Genomic DNA, 15465 nt, shown 5'->3' with positions numbered 1-15465 from the left:
GGGCGGCGCAGGCTTGCCTGCGCGTCTGGGGCACTAGATTTAAGTTATTGTCCACAGCTGAGGAGAAGGGCTTCATGCCAGGCGTCACCGGTCTACGCAAGGCGTTCGCCGAGCGATTCGACGACGAGATGCGTTTCTTCAAGGGCTGGTTGCACCGACCGAAAGCGGTCGGATCCATCATTCCCACAAGCTCGGTCACGGCGAGGAAGATGGCGACGGTGATCGACCCCAGTTCCGGTCTGCCAGTGCTCGAACTGGGTCCGGGCACCGGCGTGATCACCAAGGCCATCCTGGAGCGCGGTGTAAGGCCGCAGGATCTCCATACGGTTGAATACGCGCCCGAGTTCGTCACCCATCTCAGGCGAACCTTTCCGGATGTGGATGTCATCCACGGCGACGCCTTCAACCTGAACGAAACGCTGCGCGACATGCCCGGGACAATGTTCGATTCCGTGATCTCCGGTGTGCCGCTCCTCAACTTTCCGGTTGCGACGCGCGTCCGGTACGTCGAGGACCTGCTCGATCGCCTGCCCCTCGGCCGGCCGATCGTGCAGCTGACCTACGGTCCGAAATCTCCGGTGCCGCCGGGACGCGGCAGCTACTCGGTCGAGCACTTCCGCTTCGTCCTGCGCAACATCCCGCCGACCCAGCTGTGGATCTACCGTCGGCGCAAGCCGAACTGATCCACTGTCCGGAGCCCAGCATGATCCCGAAAATCCTCGTTCTCGCCGGTTCGATCCGAACCGGCGCTTATAGCGGCAAGACCGCCGACTGCGCCCAGCGCGAGCTCGCGATGCAGGGGGCCGATGTCACGCGCATCTCGCTGGCCGACTATCCGCTGCCGCTGATGAACGAGGACCTCGAGGAGGAGCAGGGCATTCCCGAGAACGCCTTCAAGCTGGCCAGGCTGATCGCATCGCATGACGCAGTGCTCATCTGCACGCCCGAGTACAATGGGTCGCTGCCGCCGCTCCTCAAGAACACCATCGACTGGGTGAGCCGCATCTCGGAGGATGGCGGCAAGCCGCTGAAGCCGTACCCCGGCAAGGTGGTCGGGCTGTGCTCTTCTTCAGAGGGCCATTTCGCCGGCGTCCGCGCGATCATGCATCTGCGCCACGTCCTGTCCCACATCGGCATGGAGGTGATCTCGCCGCAGGTTTCGGTGCCCCGCGGCGGCGAGGCCTTCGAGGAGAGCGGCGATTTCAAGGAAGAGCGTCTGCGCAAGGGCATGGCGCGTCTCTGCCGCACGCTCATCGAGCATGCCCGGCTGCTCTCCACCCGGGTCGAGCATTGATCGGCCTCTACCTCACCCACCCGCAGGTCGAAATCGACCCGGCGGTGCCGGTGCCGGAATGGGGTCTGTCGGCGGTCGGCCGTCGGCGCGTGGAGGCTGTCTGCGGTGCGGCATGGGTACGCGGCCTTGCCCGTATCGTCAGCAGCGAGGAGCGCAAGGCCGTCGAGACGGCCGCGATCCTCACAGACGCATCCGGTCTCGCTCCCGGGACCGGGCAGGATATGGGAGAGAACGACAGATCCTCCACCGGCTTCCTTGCGCCGCCTGAGTTCGAGAAGGCGGCAGACAGCTTCTTCGCCGAACCGGAAGCGAGCTGGAACGGCTGGGAGCGGGCGATCGACGCGCAGCGCCGCATCGTCGGCGCGGTCGAGCGCGAGCTCGCCGCCCACGACCCGTCGCTCCCGATCCTGTTCGTCGGCCATGGCGCGGTCGGCACGTTGCTGAAATGCCATTTCGCCGGGCGGCCGATCTCGCGCCGCGAGGACCAGCCGGGCGGCGGCGGCAACATCCATGCGTTCGCCCTTGCAGATCGCCGCCTGCTTTGCGATTGGACGCCGATGGAACAGTTCACGGGGATTGCCGATGTCGTCTGAGATGCGCGATCGCTTGATTGTGGGCCTGGATGTGCCGACCGTGCGGGAGGCCGAGGCGGTCGTCAAAGACCTCGAGGGGACGGCCAGCTTCTACAAGATCGGCTACCAGCTCGCCTTCGCCGGCGGCCTGGACTTCGCGAAGGAACTTGCGAGCGGAGGAGCCAAGGTCTTCCTCGACATGAAGCTGCTCGACATCGACAACACGGTCGCCAAGGGCGTCGAGAACATCGCTAAGATGGGCATGACCATGCTCACGCTGCATGCCTATCCCAAGGCGATGAAGGCGGCTGTGGAAGCGGCGCGCGGCAGCGATCTCTGCCTGCTCGCGGTCACCGTGCTGACGTCGATGGACGCACAGGACGTCATCGATGCGGGCTATGCGCATGATCCCGGAACGCTGGTGCTGCGTCGCGCCGAGCAGGCGCGGCAGGCGGGAATGGGCGGCATCGTATGCTCAGCCGCGGAAGCCGCCGCGGTGCGCAGCATCGTCGGACCCGATATGGCGATCGTCACTCCGGGCATCCGTCCGGCAGGCGCCGAGCACGGCGACCAGAAGCGCGTCTTGACGCCGGCGCAGGCCATCCGCGCCGGGTCCAGCCACCTCGTCGTGGCAAGGCCGATCGTCGGCGCCGTTGACAGGCGGGAGGCTGCCCGCGCAATCCTAGCCGAGATGGCGGCTGCCTGAGCCTGCCGTCCTGAAACTGGGAGGATGGAATGGCCAAGGGATACTGGATTGCCCGCGTCGATATACGCGACCCGGAAGGATACAAGGACTATGTGGCGGCGGCCAGGCCCGCCTTCGAGAAACATGGCGCAAGGTTCCTGGCGCGCGGCGGCGCCAGCGATGCGGTGGAAGGCGTAGGCCGCGCCCGCAATGTGATCATCGAGTTCGCCTCGCTGAAGGTCGCGCAGGACTGCTATCACTCGCCCGAGTACCAGCACGCCGCCTCGATCCGGCAGAAACATGCGGATGGCGAGATCGTTCTCGTCGAGGGCATCGACGGCTGACGTCGGCATCCGATGGATTCCCGCTACCACATCCGGCCGCGGCGCGAGTCGGACGATGACCGGCTTGCCGGTGTGGAGACGCGCGCCGCAGCCTTGTTCAGTGCGCACGGCCACCCGGAGGTCGGCAATGCGCCGGCCTCCGACGCATCCTCCATCCGTACGCTGACGGACGGCTGCGATGTCTGGGTCGCGGCCGATCGGGACGATGCGCCCGTGGGTTTTGCCGTTGCCTACCAGCTCGGCGGCCATCTTCATCTCAAGGAACTGTCGGTCGACCCGGCGCATGGCCGGCGCGGCATCGGGGCGAGGCTCGTCGGCTGCGTCCGCGATGCAGCCCGCAGGCGCGGGCTTCCTGCGGTCAGCCTCACTACCTACCGTGACGTGCCGTTCAACCAGCCCTACTACGAGCGGCTCGGCTTCCGGGAGCTTCCGCTGCACGAAGCCGCGGACGAGCTCGTCCGCTGTTTCCATCGCGAGGTGCCGCCGGGTTCCTCGCCGCAGTCGCGCGTGCTGCTTGTCTGCAACAGTTGAGCCGGCGTGTCCGATCCGAACGGTTTTTCAACACTTTGTGCCAAAGGATGAGGCTCGTTGACGCGGCGCGACGTTGCGCTGCGCCTATTCAATGCTACGTATTTGGTCTGACCAATGATTCAGACCGTCACGGGGGCGCGGCGGCAGCAGGGATGACGGGGCTTACGATGTACCAGCTCTACGAATTGAACCATGCCGCGGTGCAGCCCTTCCGGGCCTATGCCGACGCCATCCGCCTCATTTATTCCAATCCGCTCAACCCGATCTCCCATACGGCATGGGGTCGCTCGGTGGCCGCCTCGGCCGAGCTGTTCGAACGCACCACGCGGCGCTACGGCAAGCCGACATTCGGCCTCACCGAGACCGTGGTCGACTGGAAGACCGTCGCCGTCAGCGAAGAGGTGGTCTGGAAGCGCCCCTTCTGCAACCTGATCCGGTTCAAGCGTGACCTTCCTGCCGGACGCGCGGCCGATCCCAAGCTTTTGATCGTGGCGCCCATGTCGGGCCACTATGCGACGCTGCTGCGCGGCACGGTGGAAGCCATGCTGCCCTATTGCGACGTCTACATCACCGACTGGGCCGACGCCCGCATGGTCCCGGTCACGGCCGGACGCTTCGACCTCGACGACTACATCGACTACGTCATCGACATGCTGCACGAACTGGGACCGGACACCCACGTGGTGGCCGTCTGCCAGCCGTCCGTGCCTGTCCTGGCGGCGGTGTCGGTGATGGAGGCGAGGGGCGACCGCATGGCGCCCTCGACGATGACGCTGATGGGCGGTCCGATCGACACTCGCCGCAATCCGACCGCCGTCAACCTTCTGGCGGAGGAGAAAGGCACCGACTGGTTCCGCGAGAACGTCATCATGCAGGTGCCGTGGCCCAACCCGGGCTTCATGCGCGACGTCTATCCCGGCTTCCTGCAGCTCTCGGGCTTCATGGGCATGAACCTCGACCGGCATATCATCGCCCACAAGGACTTCTTCATGCACCTCGTCAAGAATGACGGCGACGGGGTGGTGAAGCACCGCGAGTTCTACGACGAGTATCTGGCGGTGATGGACCTGACCGCCGAGTTCTACCTGCAGACGGTCGATACCGTCTTCGTGCGCCATTTGCTGCCCAAGGGCGAGATGATGCACCGGGGCGAGCGCGTCGATCCCTCGGCCATCCGCAATGTCGCGCTGTTCACCGTCGAGGGCGAGAACGACGACATCTCCGGCCTCGGCCAGACCAAGGCCGCGCAGGACCTGTGCACAAACCTTCCGGCCGACATGAAGGCGCACTACGTGCAGCCCAAGGTCGGCCACTACGGCGTGTTCAACGGCTCGCGCTTCCGCGCCGAGATCGTGCCGCGCATGGTGGATTTCATTCGGAGCTACGGCCGCGAGAATCGGGTTGCGGCCAAGCCGAAGGCAGTGCGCGCCGCCAAGACCTGATTCTCCCTTGAACCTGCCTGACCGAACGCTCGAAAGGCGCTCGGGGCCGCGTTTTCTGTTGCAAGAATGACACCTGATGCGGGCGTTGATCGCGCGCGTAAACCATTTGCGCAGATTGCGGGTTCACCGAAATTGACAGCAGCCGACAAATATTTAACGCTTCGTTAACAACGACAAAACGTTAAGGGCAGGGCGGCTGACGATGATATCGTCACTGAAACGGCGGTGTGCGCAGATTGTGATCGGTGTGGCGCTTATTGCGGCCGCAACGACGGCGACCTCGGCCGGGGCGGGCTCCATGGTCGTCGGCGGCCTCACGTCCCAGCCCATCGGTCACTACGAGTTCTGCCGCGAGGCTCCTGAGGAATGCGCCGTCAAGCCGCGCGACCAGAGACCGCTGCAGCTGACCGAAGTCATCTGGGAGCAGATCGTCAGCATCAACGAGGCGGTCAACCAGGCCGTCGAGGCGATGAATGATTTCGACATCTACGGCAAGGATGAAGTCTGGGCCTATCCCGACGGGGTAGGCGATTGCGAGGACTACGCGCTCGAGAAGCGTCGCGAGCTGAGTGAGCGTGGCATCTCGCTCTCCAATCTCTTGCTCACGGTCGTGCGCAAGAGCGATGGCGAGGGCCACGCCGTCCTGACCGTGCGCACCGACAAGGGCGATTTCATTCTCGACAATCTGAACACCAAGGTCCTGCAGTGGGACCGCACAGACTACCGCTACCTGAAGCGGCAGGCTTCGGAGAATACCGGTCGCTGGGTTTCGATCCAGGACGGCAGCCAGACGCTGGTCGGTTCGGTCAGCCACTGACCGTCGCGAGGAAGGCCAACGCGGCCGCTGGCCGGTTGGCTGGGTTTGGAACCGAATGTTTCGGTTCCCGTTTGCGTTCACGTTGCGTGTCGACAACCGAGGGAACCCAACATGGCGAAGGTATCGAAATCCTCGACTGCGAAATCCTCGACTGCGAAATCCGGGGCTGGCGCGGCGCTGGCCGAACGCTCCAAGGATGCCGCCAAGCCGGCAGCCAAGCCGGCGGCCAAGAGCGCAGCCAAGGCGGCGTCTGCTCAGAAGCCTGCCGCTGCCAAATCACCCGCTGCCAAGCCAGCATCCTCCAAGGCGGCCGCGGCCAAGAAGCCTGCGGCGAAAGCTGCTGCCGCGCCCGCCAAGGCGGCGAAGCCTGCATCAAGCGGCAAGAAGGCTGCAGCGCCGAAGGCGGCTGCAAAGAGCAACGAGCCTTCGATGGCCAAGAAGGTTATCCGCAAGGTGACCAGGACGGCCAAGAGCGCCGCCGCAATGGCCGCCTCCGTGGTGTCCTCCGCCAAGAAGCCGCGGGGCAAGACGGCGCCGAAGAGTTGAGGCCCGTCGGCTCGCGCCTCAGCTTCTGGGCGGAATCTCCAGCCCCCGTATCGATGCCGGCCGCGCGGCTGCGCGATCGACCCATTCGTACGTCTTCGGGAAATTGTGGAGGCCGAGCAGTTCGCCGGCATCGTAGAAGCCGCGCATGTTGCGCACCCAGGGGAATATCTGCACGTCTGCGATGGAGTATTCGTCGCCCATCAGCCACGGACGGTCTTGCAGGCGTTTCTCGAGCACGCCGAGGAGGCGGATGGATTCGTCGCGGTAGCGGTGCAGCGGGCGCTTGTCCTCATATTCGCGGCCGGCGAATTTGTGGAAGAAGCCGACCTGCCCGAACATCGGTCCGATATGGCCGGTCTGGAAGAACATCCACTGCAGCGTCTCGTAGCGCCGGGCCGGGTCCTTCGAGATGAGCTTGCCGGATTTTTCGGCGAGATAGACGAGGATGGCGCCGGATTCGAACAGCGGCAACGCCTGCCCGCCCGGACCGTTCGGGTCGATGATCGCGGGAATCTTGCCGTTCGGGTTGAGTTCGAGGAAGTCGTCCGTCCAGGTCTCGTTCCTGCCGATGTTGACGCCGTGCGCCTCGTAGGCGAGCCCCATCTCCTCCAGCGCGATCGAGACCTTCACGCCGTTCGGCGTCGGCCAGGAATAGAGCTGGATGCGGTCTGGGTGCTGTGCCGGCCAGTGTTTGGCGATGGCGAAGTCGGAAAGCTTGGTCATCTGGGAAAAATCCTCGGGCGAATGCGCAAAGACAGGGCTCAGGGGCAGTTAGGACAGTTCCCGGCCGACTTCAATGCGCCCGCGAGCGGTCAAGCATGGCGCCGACGGTTCGCCAGTCACACCATTGTCCTCAGACCACCAGATCGGCCCCGCGCCGCTTGTTGATCACGCGGTCGACATTCGGCAGGTCGTTGCTGTCCACCCAGGCGCGGCCGTCTTCCGGCGTGCGCCCATGGTCGAGCCAGCGCTGGATGAGCCGCCGCTCCAGTTCGTCGCGGGGGACGTCGACGAAGATGGTGAAGTCGAACAGCGGCGCGAGCCGGTCCCAGGGCGTCTCGTCGAGCAGCAGGTAGTTGCCCTCGGTGAGTATGAACTTCGTCTCCTTCGGCACGATCGCGGCCGCTGCGCGCGACAGTTCCATCGTGCGGTCGAAGATCGGCACAGCCACGTCTGAATCAGCCGCCTTCAGCCGTCTCAGCAGGCTCGCATAGCCGTCGAGGTCGAAGGTCTCCGGCGCGCCCTTGCGCTGGCGCCAGCCGAGCTGGTCCAGCACGCCGTCGTCGTAGTGGAAGCCGTCCATCGGCACGACGGCGGCGCTCCCCTCGGGAAGCAGCGCCGCAACCTCTTCGGCCAGCGTCGACTTGCCGGACCCCGGCGCTCCGGCGATCGCGACGATGATGCGCCGGGTGTTTGCCCCACGCCGGAAGATCGCCGCTGCAAGATGAGAGATTTCCGACATCTGTGCGACCCTGTGAACGGTCAGTTTAGCAAGTGGCTCCGCCTGTGCAACCGGGTTGGCTCGGGCAGGAGCCAGCCGGTGCGAGCGGATGTCGCCTAGCCCACGCCATCCAGGAAAGCGCCGTCGAACGGCACGGACGCCGTCCGGCCGTCCGGGAACGAGGCCCGCAGCAAGTCCGGTTCTGTCGCGACGTCTCGCGGCGCATCGCTGCCCGACTGCAGCGGCAATCCGCCCAGCACGTGCCGAAAGGTGACGGCGCCGCCGGATCTCAGGCTGAAACTGGTCGGCACGCCGAGCGCCTTGAGCGTATTGTCGCCCAGCGAGGCCGCATGCCCGACGGCGGTGCGTCCGTCCTCGATGCCAAGCACGCCCCTGTGGCGGCCGTTCCACGGCGCGTAGTCCCGTCCGCCATTGCTGATCCACAGCATGGTGACCGGCAGCTCGGCCGGATTCTTCAGCACCAGGAAGAGGTCGGATTCCGCCGCGCGCGCGACAGCCGTCCAGCCCGGCCCGGCATGATCGGCCTCGACCAGGACGATAAAATCCTCGGCAGCGCCGTCGGCGGGATAGCGGGTCAGGTCATAGACGCCGCCATCCGTCCGGGGGAACGCGGTGAGATCGGTGGTTTTTGCGGGATAGGCGAGCACGTAGCGCCCGCGCGCCGGATCGGGCTCCAGCGACGCGCCCGGGGTCAAGGCCAGCCGCTTCGGCGAATAGGCGATGCGTCCGCCGGTCTTCATCACGGTCATTGGATGGTGGGCGGCCGGCAGTTCGCCTGCACCGCCGATGAAGGCGTGTTCCTGATAGAGGAAGGGATGCCCGTCGCGCAGCGTCAGGATCTTCTCGACGGTCGCGCCCATCACCGTCTTCTCGAGTCTCAGCCGCGCCCGCCAGCCGCCGGGGATGGCCGCGCTCTCGACCGGATGCCAGCGGCTGTTCGCCGGCCAGCCGTGCAGCGGGGCCGGCTCCACGTCGCTGGCCGAGAAGGGCGCGCAGAGGAAGTCGCCGGACAGCCACCGCGTGCCTTGCGGCAGCGAATCCGGCAGGGCGGCCTCCGGCTCGTCGATCCAGGGGGCGCGATGCAGCGGTTTCAGTTCGCGTCCGTCCGTCCGGATCGTCAGGTCAGCGATATGGCCGATCCTGAGATCGACCGAAACGGAAATCCCCGCAGCGGCAAAGCTGATCGTATCCATGAAAAAAACCTCCCCGGCATCTCGATTTTGGGGTAGCTCCCCGCGGGTCTCCGCGCAAGCCGCCCAGGGCCCCACCGCCGCTTTCGTAAACGTCGTCGTAAATGGACTGGCAAGGCGAAGTGCGCTAAAAGCGGCCGCATTCGCATTTGTGGCGGGGGACACGCCGCACTCTGTTCATAGGCGGGCCTGGTTTGCAGCGGCGCACCTTCCTTTCCCTCACGGCCTTCGTCCGCTCGCTGGCGGTCTTCGGGCTGGTCACCATGCTCGCCGCCTGCACGACGGCGACCGAGGCGCTGCATGTGCCGCCGCCCCCGCCGCTGACATCCGAGAAATACGCGGCGATCGTGGTCGACGGGAACAGCGGGCGCACCATGTATCAGGCGCACGCCAATGCCGCCCGCTACCCGGCCTCGCTCACCAAGATGATGACCCTCTACATGCTGTTCGAGGCGCTCGATTCCGGCCGCGTGTCGCGCTCCACGGCTATTCCGGTTTCGGCGCATGCCGCCTCGCAGCCGCCGAGCAAGCTCGGCCTGAAGCGCGGCTCGACCATCGATGTGGACACGGCCATCGACGCGCTCACCGTGAAATCCGCCAATGACGTGGCGGCCGCCGTCGGCGAATTTCTGGGCGGCGGCAGCGAGGATCGTTTTGCCGCGATGATGACCGCCAGGGCGCGCCAGCTCGGCATGTCCAACACGGTGTTCCGCAACGCATCGGGCCTGCCCGACGACGGCCAGCGCACGACGGCGCGCGACATGGCGCTGCTCGGCATCGCGCTGAAGAAGCGCTTTCCGCACCATTTCGACGAGTTTTCCGCCAGAAGCTTCGCCTATCGCGGGCGCAGCGTCAAAGGCCACAACAGGCTGCTCGGCCGTGTCGAGGGCGTCGACGGCATCAAGACGGGTTATATCCGCGCCTCCGGCTACAACATCGTGACCTCGGTCGGCCGTGGCGGCAGGCGTCTGGTTGTCGTCGTCATGGGCGGCAAGAGCGGGCGCGAACGCGACGCCCATGTCGAGGAACTGATCGAGCGCTATCTGCCGTCGGCAGGGCGCGGGGCGCCGCCGACGACCGTCGCTGCCCCGGCGATCCCGCCGGCTGTCGAGCAGCCCGTCGAGCAGCCTGTCGACGAAGACCTCCCTGGCGTCGGCGCGCCGGCTGCGCCGCAGGCCGCCGGTCCCATCGCGCCAGACGCCGCCTTGCCCACCGAGGGCGCGGAAGACGCCGCCGACAGATCCTAGGCTAGCCGGGATCAACAGAAGTAGGGTGCAGGCCTTTTGAAACTATGATCTCTGCATCAGGAGAGCTGCACAGTCTCCTTATCGGTTGAAGCGTGCCGCAGCTTCGGCTATGAACCGCATCGGTTCGCCCCGCGCGAACCGCTCCGGCGGTTCATCCCGTCGGCGTGCACCCGTAGCTCAGCTGGATAGAGTGCTGCCCTCCGAAGGCAGAGGTCACAGGTTCGAATCCTGTCGGGTGCGCCATTTCAGTACAGAACTATGAACGTCGAACGCTGCCGTTTCTACGCTTGAAGCGGCGACCAGCGTTCGCAGCAGTTCCGACTTTGATCCCTTGATGCGAACCTCATCGTCGGCGACCTCGACGCGCTGCGCTAAAGCGCGCAGATGGTCGCGCCGATAGCCGCCATCGTCGAGGCGTATACGTTCGCGGGCCTTGCGAGCGAAGCCCTTGAGCATGTCGGGAGTGACGCCCTGATTGCCTGAACTGTCGAGCGCGAGCTGCGTGCGCTCGGCGTCGGCTGCGGCTTGATCCCGCAATGCCTTGAGGCTTGTCATGCGTTCCTTCGCGATCGCGTCGTCCTTGTCCACCATACCTGCTTCGATGGCGTCGTAGAGACGGCCGAGCCGTTGGTCAGCATCCGTGATTCGCCGGTTCAGCTCGGCAAGATGCTCGCGGCGGCGCTCGGTGCGCTCCTGCCGGCTGTCAATGACGCTGGCGAGGACGGTTTCCAGCCGTTTGGGCTGGAGAAGGCGATCCCCAATGTGATCGGCGACGAGATGATCCAGTTTGCCCATCGGAATCGCTCGCCCCTTGCAGCCGGTCTTACCCTGCCGTGCTTTGGTCGAGCAGGTGTAATATCGGTATGTCTGCCCAGCGCTTCCCTTTCCAGTGCGTAGCGTCATGGCGCCTCCGCACTTGGCGCAGAAGCAAATGCCTGTCAGCAGGGTGGGGCCGCTGGATACGCGGGCCGGCGTTACCAAAGGATCGCGCGACTTCAAACGCGCTTGCACAGCGTCGAATATCTCGCGCTCGATCAGGGGCGGCACCGCCATGATGGCGACCTCGCTCTCCGGCTTCTTCTCCCGGCTCTTGTGCGAGCGTGTGTTGAACCTATGCTCGCCGATATAGGTGGTCCGGGTCAGGATGGCGTGGATTTGCGCGAGACCCCATTTGCCACCATCACGGGTGAAGAAGCCGCGCTCGTTGAGATAAGTGGCAATAGCCTTGACGCCCATTGCGCCGGATGTGCCGTCACCTTCAAGATAGAGCCGATAGATCAGCCGCACGGTGTCGGCGTGCAACGGGTCAATCTCCAGCTTCTTCTTGATCTTCGATCCGCGCTGCTCGGCCGCGACGATGCGATAGCCGATGGGTGGCCGAGCGCCGTTCCAGAAACCTTGCCGGGCATTCTCGTTCATGGCGCGCAGGACGTGCTTGGCGTTCTCCTTGGACTGGTATTCGTCGAACAGCGCCATGATCTGCCGCATCATCTGGTGCATGGGGTCATCCCCCATCTCCTGCGTGATGGACACGAGCTTGACGCCGTTCTTCGCCAGCTTGCGAACGTAGAACTCCATCTCGAAGTGATCGCGGAAGAAACGCGAGAAGCTATGCACCACGACTACATCGAAGGGTGCGGGCTTGGACGTGCCCGCCTCGATCATGCGCTGGAATTCGGGACGCTTGTCGTTGGTGGCGGTGGCGCCCGGCTCGACATAGGTTTCAACGAGCTGATAGCCGCGTTGCTCGCAATAGGCTTCTCCCTGCCGCTTCTGGTCAGGAATGGAAATATCATGCTCGGCCTGCCGGGCGGTCGAGACCCGCAGGTAGAGCGCAGCGCGGGCGGTAGTAGTTGGGCTGTGCATGTTCATGCTCGGTCTCCCATGGCCTTCTTCGCCTTTGGGCGGTCTATCAGGGGTAACGCCAGCTCTACACGGTCATGCACCACCTTGGGCGCAAGCCTGCGGCCGTGGCCCGGCTCAAACCGCACAAGGCCGTAGCTCTCCATGGTTTTCAGGGTGCGTGAGAGATTGGAGCCGGCCCGTCCGGTGATTTCTGCCAGTTCCTCCAGCGACGCCGGGGCTTTCTCGGCAATGATGCGCAGCAACTCGCGGTTCCCGGCCGACAGCACCTTGGCAAAGGATTCGGTCGAGGTGAACCACACCTTCGGATCGCTGGGCGCAGGCTTTTCCTCACCTTTAGCGATCCGCATGGTACGGGCCTTCATTTCTTCGTAGTCGGCAATCCCGACTTTCAGGGTGGTCATCTTACACCTCGCTCCTTCAATACCGCGTCCACTGCCTGCCAGAAGTCGGCCAGCAGCGTGGCCGCATCCTCGTAGGCGTAGGGCTTCACGGTCTGGAGGCGGTGCCGATGGTCCATCGGCTCGCCGCGTCTGCCTCGGCCGACCGGATGGGCGTTATCAAAGCCGACCAGTCGCTCGCCCGAAGGCCCGTGAAGCGTGAGCGAGTAGTCGACGCCGTGCGGCTTTTCCGGCGATGCCGGAACGCGGGTGACGACGAACTTCACCCAATGACCGCCCTCGGGATCGACAAAAAGCATCTGTCCATCAAGGTCCAGAAGTGTGTCGAGACCCGGATCACGATCCGCGCTCACGACCTTTTCCTATCAGTTTGTGATAGGGACTGCAAGCCGTCATTCGGCTTCCTCGGGTTCAGGAGTTCGTCGAACACATCGCCGAACCAACGCTCGAACACGTCGATCTCGGCCTCGGTGACGGGAATGTCCTCGGGCCAATCGTCGGTGACGCGCATCCTCTGGCCGTCCGGGCCGAGAAGTGGCGCATCGGCAGCTCGTGCCCTGCCGTCCGGCGTGGGGTCGTCGGCGTAATCGAACAGATCGTCGGGAAGTGGTTCAGGGATCGACTGTCGCGGTCGCCCTTTGCGGGCGCGGCGGCGCTCTGCGCACATGGAATCCTCCTTGGTTCTAGTGGATTCCGGGGCGCTATAAGCCCCGGAATTAGGCGAACCATGGAGGGCAGTCGACGGCCTGTAGCGTGCCGCATTTGCGGTGATGCGCTGGCGGCACCCTGAAGTTCAGACATAGGGCCAGTTTGGGGTGGCTTGCGGACTGGCGGCTTTTGGAGAGGAATCTTAGAATGCGGACTCGTGTTCAGACGGTCACTGAGGTTCGCTTGCTGGCCGCGCTTCGTCGAATATCTTCGGTTTGATGCGTTTTAGACGAAAGGCGTCGAGCCCAGCCGCAGCATCTATGCGGGCATCCATTTCCCGTTCAAGCTCGATCAGCCAAGGCCGCTCATCACGCAGGTGTCGATCGAGCTGCCCATGTTCATAGCGGTTATCGAGCGCCATCGTTGTTTGCCGCCATCCGTTTCGTGGCCCGCCAATCCAAGCATCTACAAAGGATTTCGGTGGTATTTGAGCCAGGATCGGAATGTGTGCGAGGGTATTCGTTCCATAGTTGGTCGGTGAAATTGTCTGGAAAATCGATGACGGATCTTCCTTTAGCTGGCGCAAAACCTCTGTTGCTTGATCTGGATAGGTAGCCTCTAATGCAAGGTGCCGCGCACGATCAACATATTTGCAGATTGTATCGAAATGCGGCCTTGCGGCATCAGTGACCCAATAGCCGTATCCTCCATAGGCGTTGAACAGTCGCTCCAAGGGGTCGTACTCTAGTGATTTGGCAGGAAGTCGGCCATCGGACAACAGGTCGTCGATGTATTTCAGGCTAAGGCTGGTTTCTTCCTCCATGCTTCGACCGGAAACATTCTGTTCAGCCATCATGAGGCGAAGGGCGGCTATGTGCAGAAACTCCCCCATGTTCGTCACCGAGCGCTCATCAAACTGCCTCTGCATCCGAACAATGCCCTCGTTGAGGATATCGTCGTCCAGTTCATCAAGCTTCATTACGATCAGCCAAGGCGCCGCATCTGAGGCTTTAATGAAGTACGGAGTTTGGTCCAGCCACGCAGTTATAAACTCGGCATCAAACCGACCTTCGATAAGCGTCGCCTCAACGATCTCGTCGCTCAGAATTTTTCCGGTCAGGTCGGAAGACGCGTATCGAGAAACAATAGCACTAAATGGCGTCTCTTCTTCTGGTGCATCACGATTCATTCTCTCGGAGACATATCGCTCCATACGCCCGGTCAATAAATCTCGGTTCAAACTCCCTGCGCGCACCTCAATATCCAAGGCGCAGAAGAACCGGAGAACGTGGTCTATGGCATCCTGATTAGCAAGGTGCCTTGGGTCGAATGTGGCACTGAGCCGGGCAATGTCGTTGATGACATGCTTGAGAATACGCAGCGACGACTGACCGGACTGCGCCCAAATTTCTTCGATTAGTGATCGTCTCTCCGTAACGAAAGTTCTGGTGGTTTGGCTTGGAAGATCAGCAAGGAACGCGTCGAATGCCGCCGCAGTCTGCGGTGCAGCCTGAACCGTATGTCCGAATGTCTTTTCTTTAAGTTCGGCTAGCTCATCCGCAATGCGTTCATCATGGCAGATCACGACGACACGGAAGCCGCGATGTTCCACGTAATGATTGATAGCTCCAAGCAATTCGCTTGTTTGAGTGGCCCAGAGGGGGCTTCGCTCCAAGTCATCGAAAATGATGGTGCGATCTGGCTTCAAGCGTTGCCGGAGAAAAGCGTTCCAGACGCTATTGGCGAAGCCCGCGAGCGCATACTTGTCGCCCATCGCTTTACCTACCTCACCAAGGGTAGATACATATTCCCCTGCATTCAGGCTCGGAAGGCACGCCGCTAGAACTGCGTCGTGAATGCTATTCACGCTATCGAGCCCGTAAAGACTCACGAAATAGCGCTCGGCTTCCGGTATAATCTCTTTCACTTGGTGTGTCTTACCAACCCCCCAGGGGCCTGTCACTAAAACGGCGTACCCTGGAGTCCCTAGGGTTGAATAATACCGGAGGTAATTCGCGAGAGCAGTATCTGGGCCGGCATGTGCAAACGGCTTGTCAGCTTCTGCCAAAGTGCTCTTCTTCCCTATGATACGGCTCAGTAATTTTCGCATGAGATAAGGTCTAGGACAAAATTATGGATTTCACATCCCATTGTTCGATTTTAACGGCATTCGGTCCATGGCATTGCTCGGGCGTTATCTTATAGAACAGCAAGGATATGAAACGTCCTATGCGGATGGCGGGCGCGGCAATTCAACCCGTTAAACGACCGACCTCGGGAACGCGACGCTGCGTCTCGTATGACCGCAATTGCGTCGGGTGCTGCCCATCTCCTTCGGGGTGGATAACGGATAGACAGCTTGTGGCGTCATATTCGAGAAAGCAGCCATCCATCTATCCGCTCTCAAATGGGCGAAGCGAGTA

18 protein-coding genes and 1 tRNA gene are annotated in these 15465 nt (G+C 63.1%); 11 read left to right on the top strand and 8 right to left on the bottom strand.

The window, feature by feature from the left end; translation table 11 throughout:
• The first annotated feature begins 74 nt into the window (after nucleotides 1-74).
• The 9 genes from pmtA to PD284_RS01265 all read left to right on the top strand — a co-directional run bounded on the left by pmtA (nucleotide 75) and on the right by PD284_RS01265 (nucleotide 6231).
• Nucleotides 75-683, top strand: coding sequence for a phospholipid N-methyltransferase PmtA (pmtA, locus tag PD284_RS01305; RefSeq protein WP_274626431.1), 609 nt, complete (start codon nucleotides 75-77; stop codon nucleotides 681-683).
• Nucleotides 684-703: 20 nt separating this feature from the next.
• Nucleotides 704-1294 carry an NADPH-dependent FMN reductase gene (locus PD284_RS01300; protein WP_274626430.1) on the top strand — a complete coding sequence of 197 codons (591 nt, stop codon included), beginning with the start codon at nucleotides 704-706 and terminating at the stop codon, nucleotides 1292-1294.
• A complete protein-coding gene (locus tag PD284_RS01295; protein ID WP_274626429.1) occupies nucleotides 1291-1887 on the top strand; it encodes a histidine phosphatase family protein in 597 nt (198 codons plus the stop codon). The genes PD284_RS01300 and PD284_RS01295 overlap by 4 nt, the downstream gene beginning before the upstream one ends.
• Nucleotides 1877-2572: an orotidine-5'-phosphate decarboxylase gene (gene pyrF / locus PD284_RS01290; RefSeq protein WP_274626428.1), complete on the top strand. Its 696-nt coding sequence runs from the start codon at nucleotides 1877-1879 to the stop codon at nucleotides 2570-2572. Before PD284_RS01295 ends, pyrF begins: the two co-directional genes overlap by 11 nt.
• Before the next feature lie 29 nt (nucleotides 2573-2601).
• On the top strand, nucleotides 2602-2895 hold the full coding sequence (locus tag PD284_RS01285) for a DUF1330 domain-containing protein (protein WP_274626427.1): 294 nt from the start codon (nucleotides 2602-2604) through the stop codon (nucleotides 2893-2895).
• 12 nt (nucleotides 2896-2907) lie between these two features.
• Entirely contained in the window at nucleotides 2908-3426 is a 519-nt protein-coding gene (locus PD284_RS01280; RefSeq protein ID WP_274626426.1) for a GNAT family N-acetyltransferase, read from the top strand.
• 167 nt (nucleotides 3427-3593) lie between these two features.
• Entirely contained in the window at nucleotides 3594-4868 is a 1275-nt protein-coding gene (locus PD284_RS01275) for a polyhydroxyalkanoate depolymerase (RefSeq protein ID WP_274630508.1), read from the top strand.
• A 202-nt stretch (nucleotides 4869-5070) separates the two neighbouring features.
• Nucleotides 5071-5685 carry a transglutaminase-like cysteine peptidase gene (locus tag PD284_RS01270; RefSeq protein WP_274626425.1) on the top strand — a complete coding sequence of 205 codons (615 nt, stop codon included), beginning with the start codon at nucleotides 5071-5073 and terminating at the stop codon, nucleotides 5683-5685.
• A 111-nt stretch (nucleotides 5686-5796) separates the two neighbouring features.
• Nucleotides 5797-6231: a hypothetical protein gene (locus PD284_RS01265; RefSeq protein ID WP_274626424.1), complete on the top strand. Its 435-nt coding sequence runs from the start codon at nucleotides 5797-5799 to the stop codon at nucleotides 6229-6231.
• An 18-nt stretch (nucleotides 6232-6249) separates the two neighbouring features.
• Here the strand turns inward: PD284_RS01265 and PD284_RS01260 are convergent, their stop codons facing one another.
• From PD284_RS01260 to PD284_RS01250, 3 genes are all read right to left on the bottom strand, one after another.
• A complete protein-coding gene (locus PD284_RS01260; RefSeq protein ID WP_274626423.1) occupies nucleotides 6250-6954 on the bottom strand; it encodes a glutathione S-transferase N-terminal domain-containing protein in 705 nt (234 codons plus the stop codon).
• Between the two features lie 130 nt (nucleotides 6955-7084).
• On the bottom strand, nucleotides 7085-7693 hold the full coding sequence (locus PD284_RS01255) for a nucleoside triphosphate hydrolase (RefSeq protein ID WP_274626422.1): 609 nt from the start codon (nucleotides 7691-7693) through the stop codon (nucleotides 7085-7087).
• Nucleotides 7694-7788: 95 nt separating this feature from the next.
• On the bottom strand, nucleotides 7789-8886 hold the full coding sequence (locus PD284_RS01250) for a hypothetical protein (protein WP_274626421.1): 1098 nt from the start codon (nucleotides 8884-8886) through the stop codon (nucleotides 7789-7791).
• Nucleotides 8887-9146: 260 nt separating this feature from the next.
• Here PD284_RS01250 and PD284_RS01245 point away from each other — a divergent pair, with 260 nt between their 5' ends.
• Nucleotides 9147-10130 carry a D-alanyl-D-alanine carboxypeptidase family protein gene (locus tag PD284_RS01245; RefSeq protein WP_274630507.1) on the top strand — a complete coding sequence of 328 codons (984 nt, stop codon included), beginning with the start codon at nucleotides 9147-9149 and terminating at the stop codon, nucleotides 10128-10130.
• 166 nt (nucleotides 10131-10296) lie between these two features.
• Nucleotides 10297-10373: transfer RNA gene (locus PD284_RS01240), tRNA-Arg, on the top strand.
• Here PD284_RS01240 and PD284_RS01235 read toward each other — a convergent pair.
• The 5 genes from PD284_RS01235 to PD284_RS01215 all read right to left on the bottom strand — a co-directional run bounded on the left by PD284_RS01235 (nucleotide 10344) and on the right by PD284_RS01215 (nucleotide 15152).
• Nucleotides 10344-12002, bottom strand: a complete 1659-nt coding sequence (locus tag PD284_RS01235; RefSeq protein WP_274626420.1) for a recombinase family protein — start codon at nucleotides 12000-12002, stop codon at nucleotides 10344-10346. The genes PD284_RS01240 and PD284_RS01235 overlap by 30 nt on opposite strands.
• On the bottom strand, nucleotides 11999-12397 hold the full coding sequence (locus tag PD284_RS01230) for an HVO_A0114 family putative DNA-binding protein (RefSeq protein WP_274626419.1): 399 nt from the start codon (nucleotides 12395-12397) through the stop codon (nucleotides 11999-12001). The genes PD284_RS01235 and PD284_RS01230 overlap by 4 nt, the downstream gene beginning before the upstream one ends.
• Nucleotides 12394-12747, bottom strand: a complete 354-nt coding sequence (locus PD284_RS01225) for a toxin-antitoxin system TumE family protein (RefSeq protein WP_274626418.1) — start codon at nucleotides 12745-12747, stop codon at nucleotides 12394-12396. Before PD284_RS01225 ends, PD284_RS01230 begins: the two co-directional genes overlap by 4 nt.
• Nucleotides 12744-13061: a hypothetical protein gene (locus PD284_RS01220; protein WP_274626417.1), complete on the bottom strand. Its 318-nt coding sequence runs from the start codon at nucleotides 13059-13061 to the stop codon at nucleotides 12744-12746. The genes PD284_RS01225 and PD284_RS01220 overlap by 4 nt, the downstream gene beginning before the upstream one ends.
• A gap of 210 nt (nucleotides 13062-13271) precedes the next feature.
• Nucleotides 13272-15152: a P-loop NTPase fold protein gene (locus PD284_RS01215; RefSeq protein ID WP_338036631.1), complete on the bottom strand. Its 1881-nt coding sequence runs from the start codon at nucleotides 15150-15152 to the stop codon at nucleotides 13272-13274.
• Nucleotides 15153-15465 lie beyond the last annotated feature (313 nt).

This window comes from Mesorhizobium shangrilense, assembly GCF_028826155.1.
Taxonomy (GTDB): Bacteria; Pseudomonadota; Alphaproteobacteria; order Rhizobiales; family Rhizobiaceae; genus Arvimicrobium; species Arvimicrobium flavum.
Note: the sequence above shows the minus strand (reverse complement) of the source record. Positions and strands in the feature narration are given on the sequence as shown.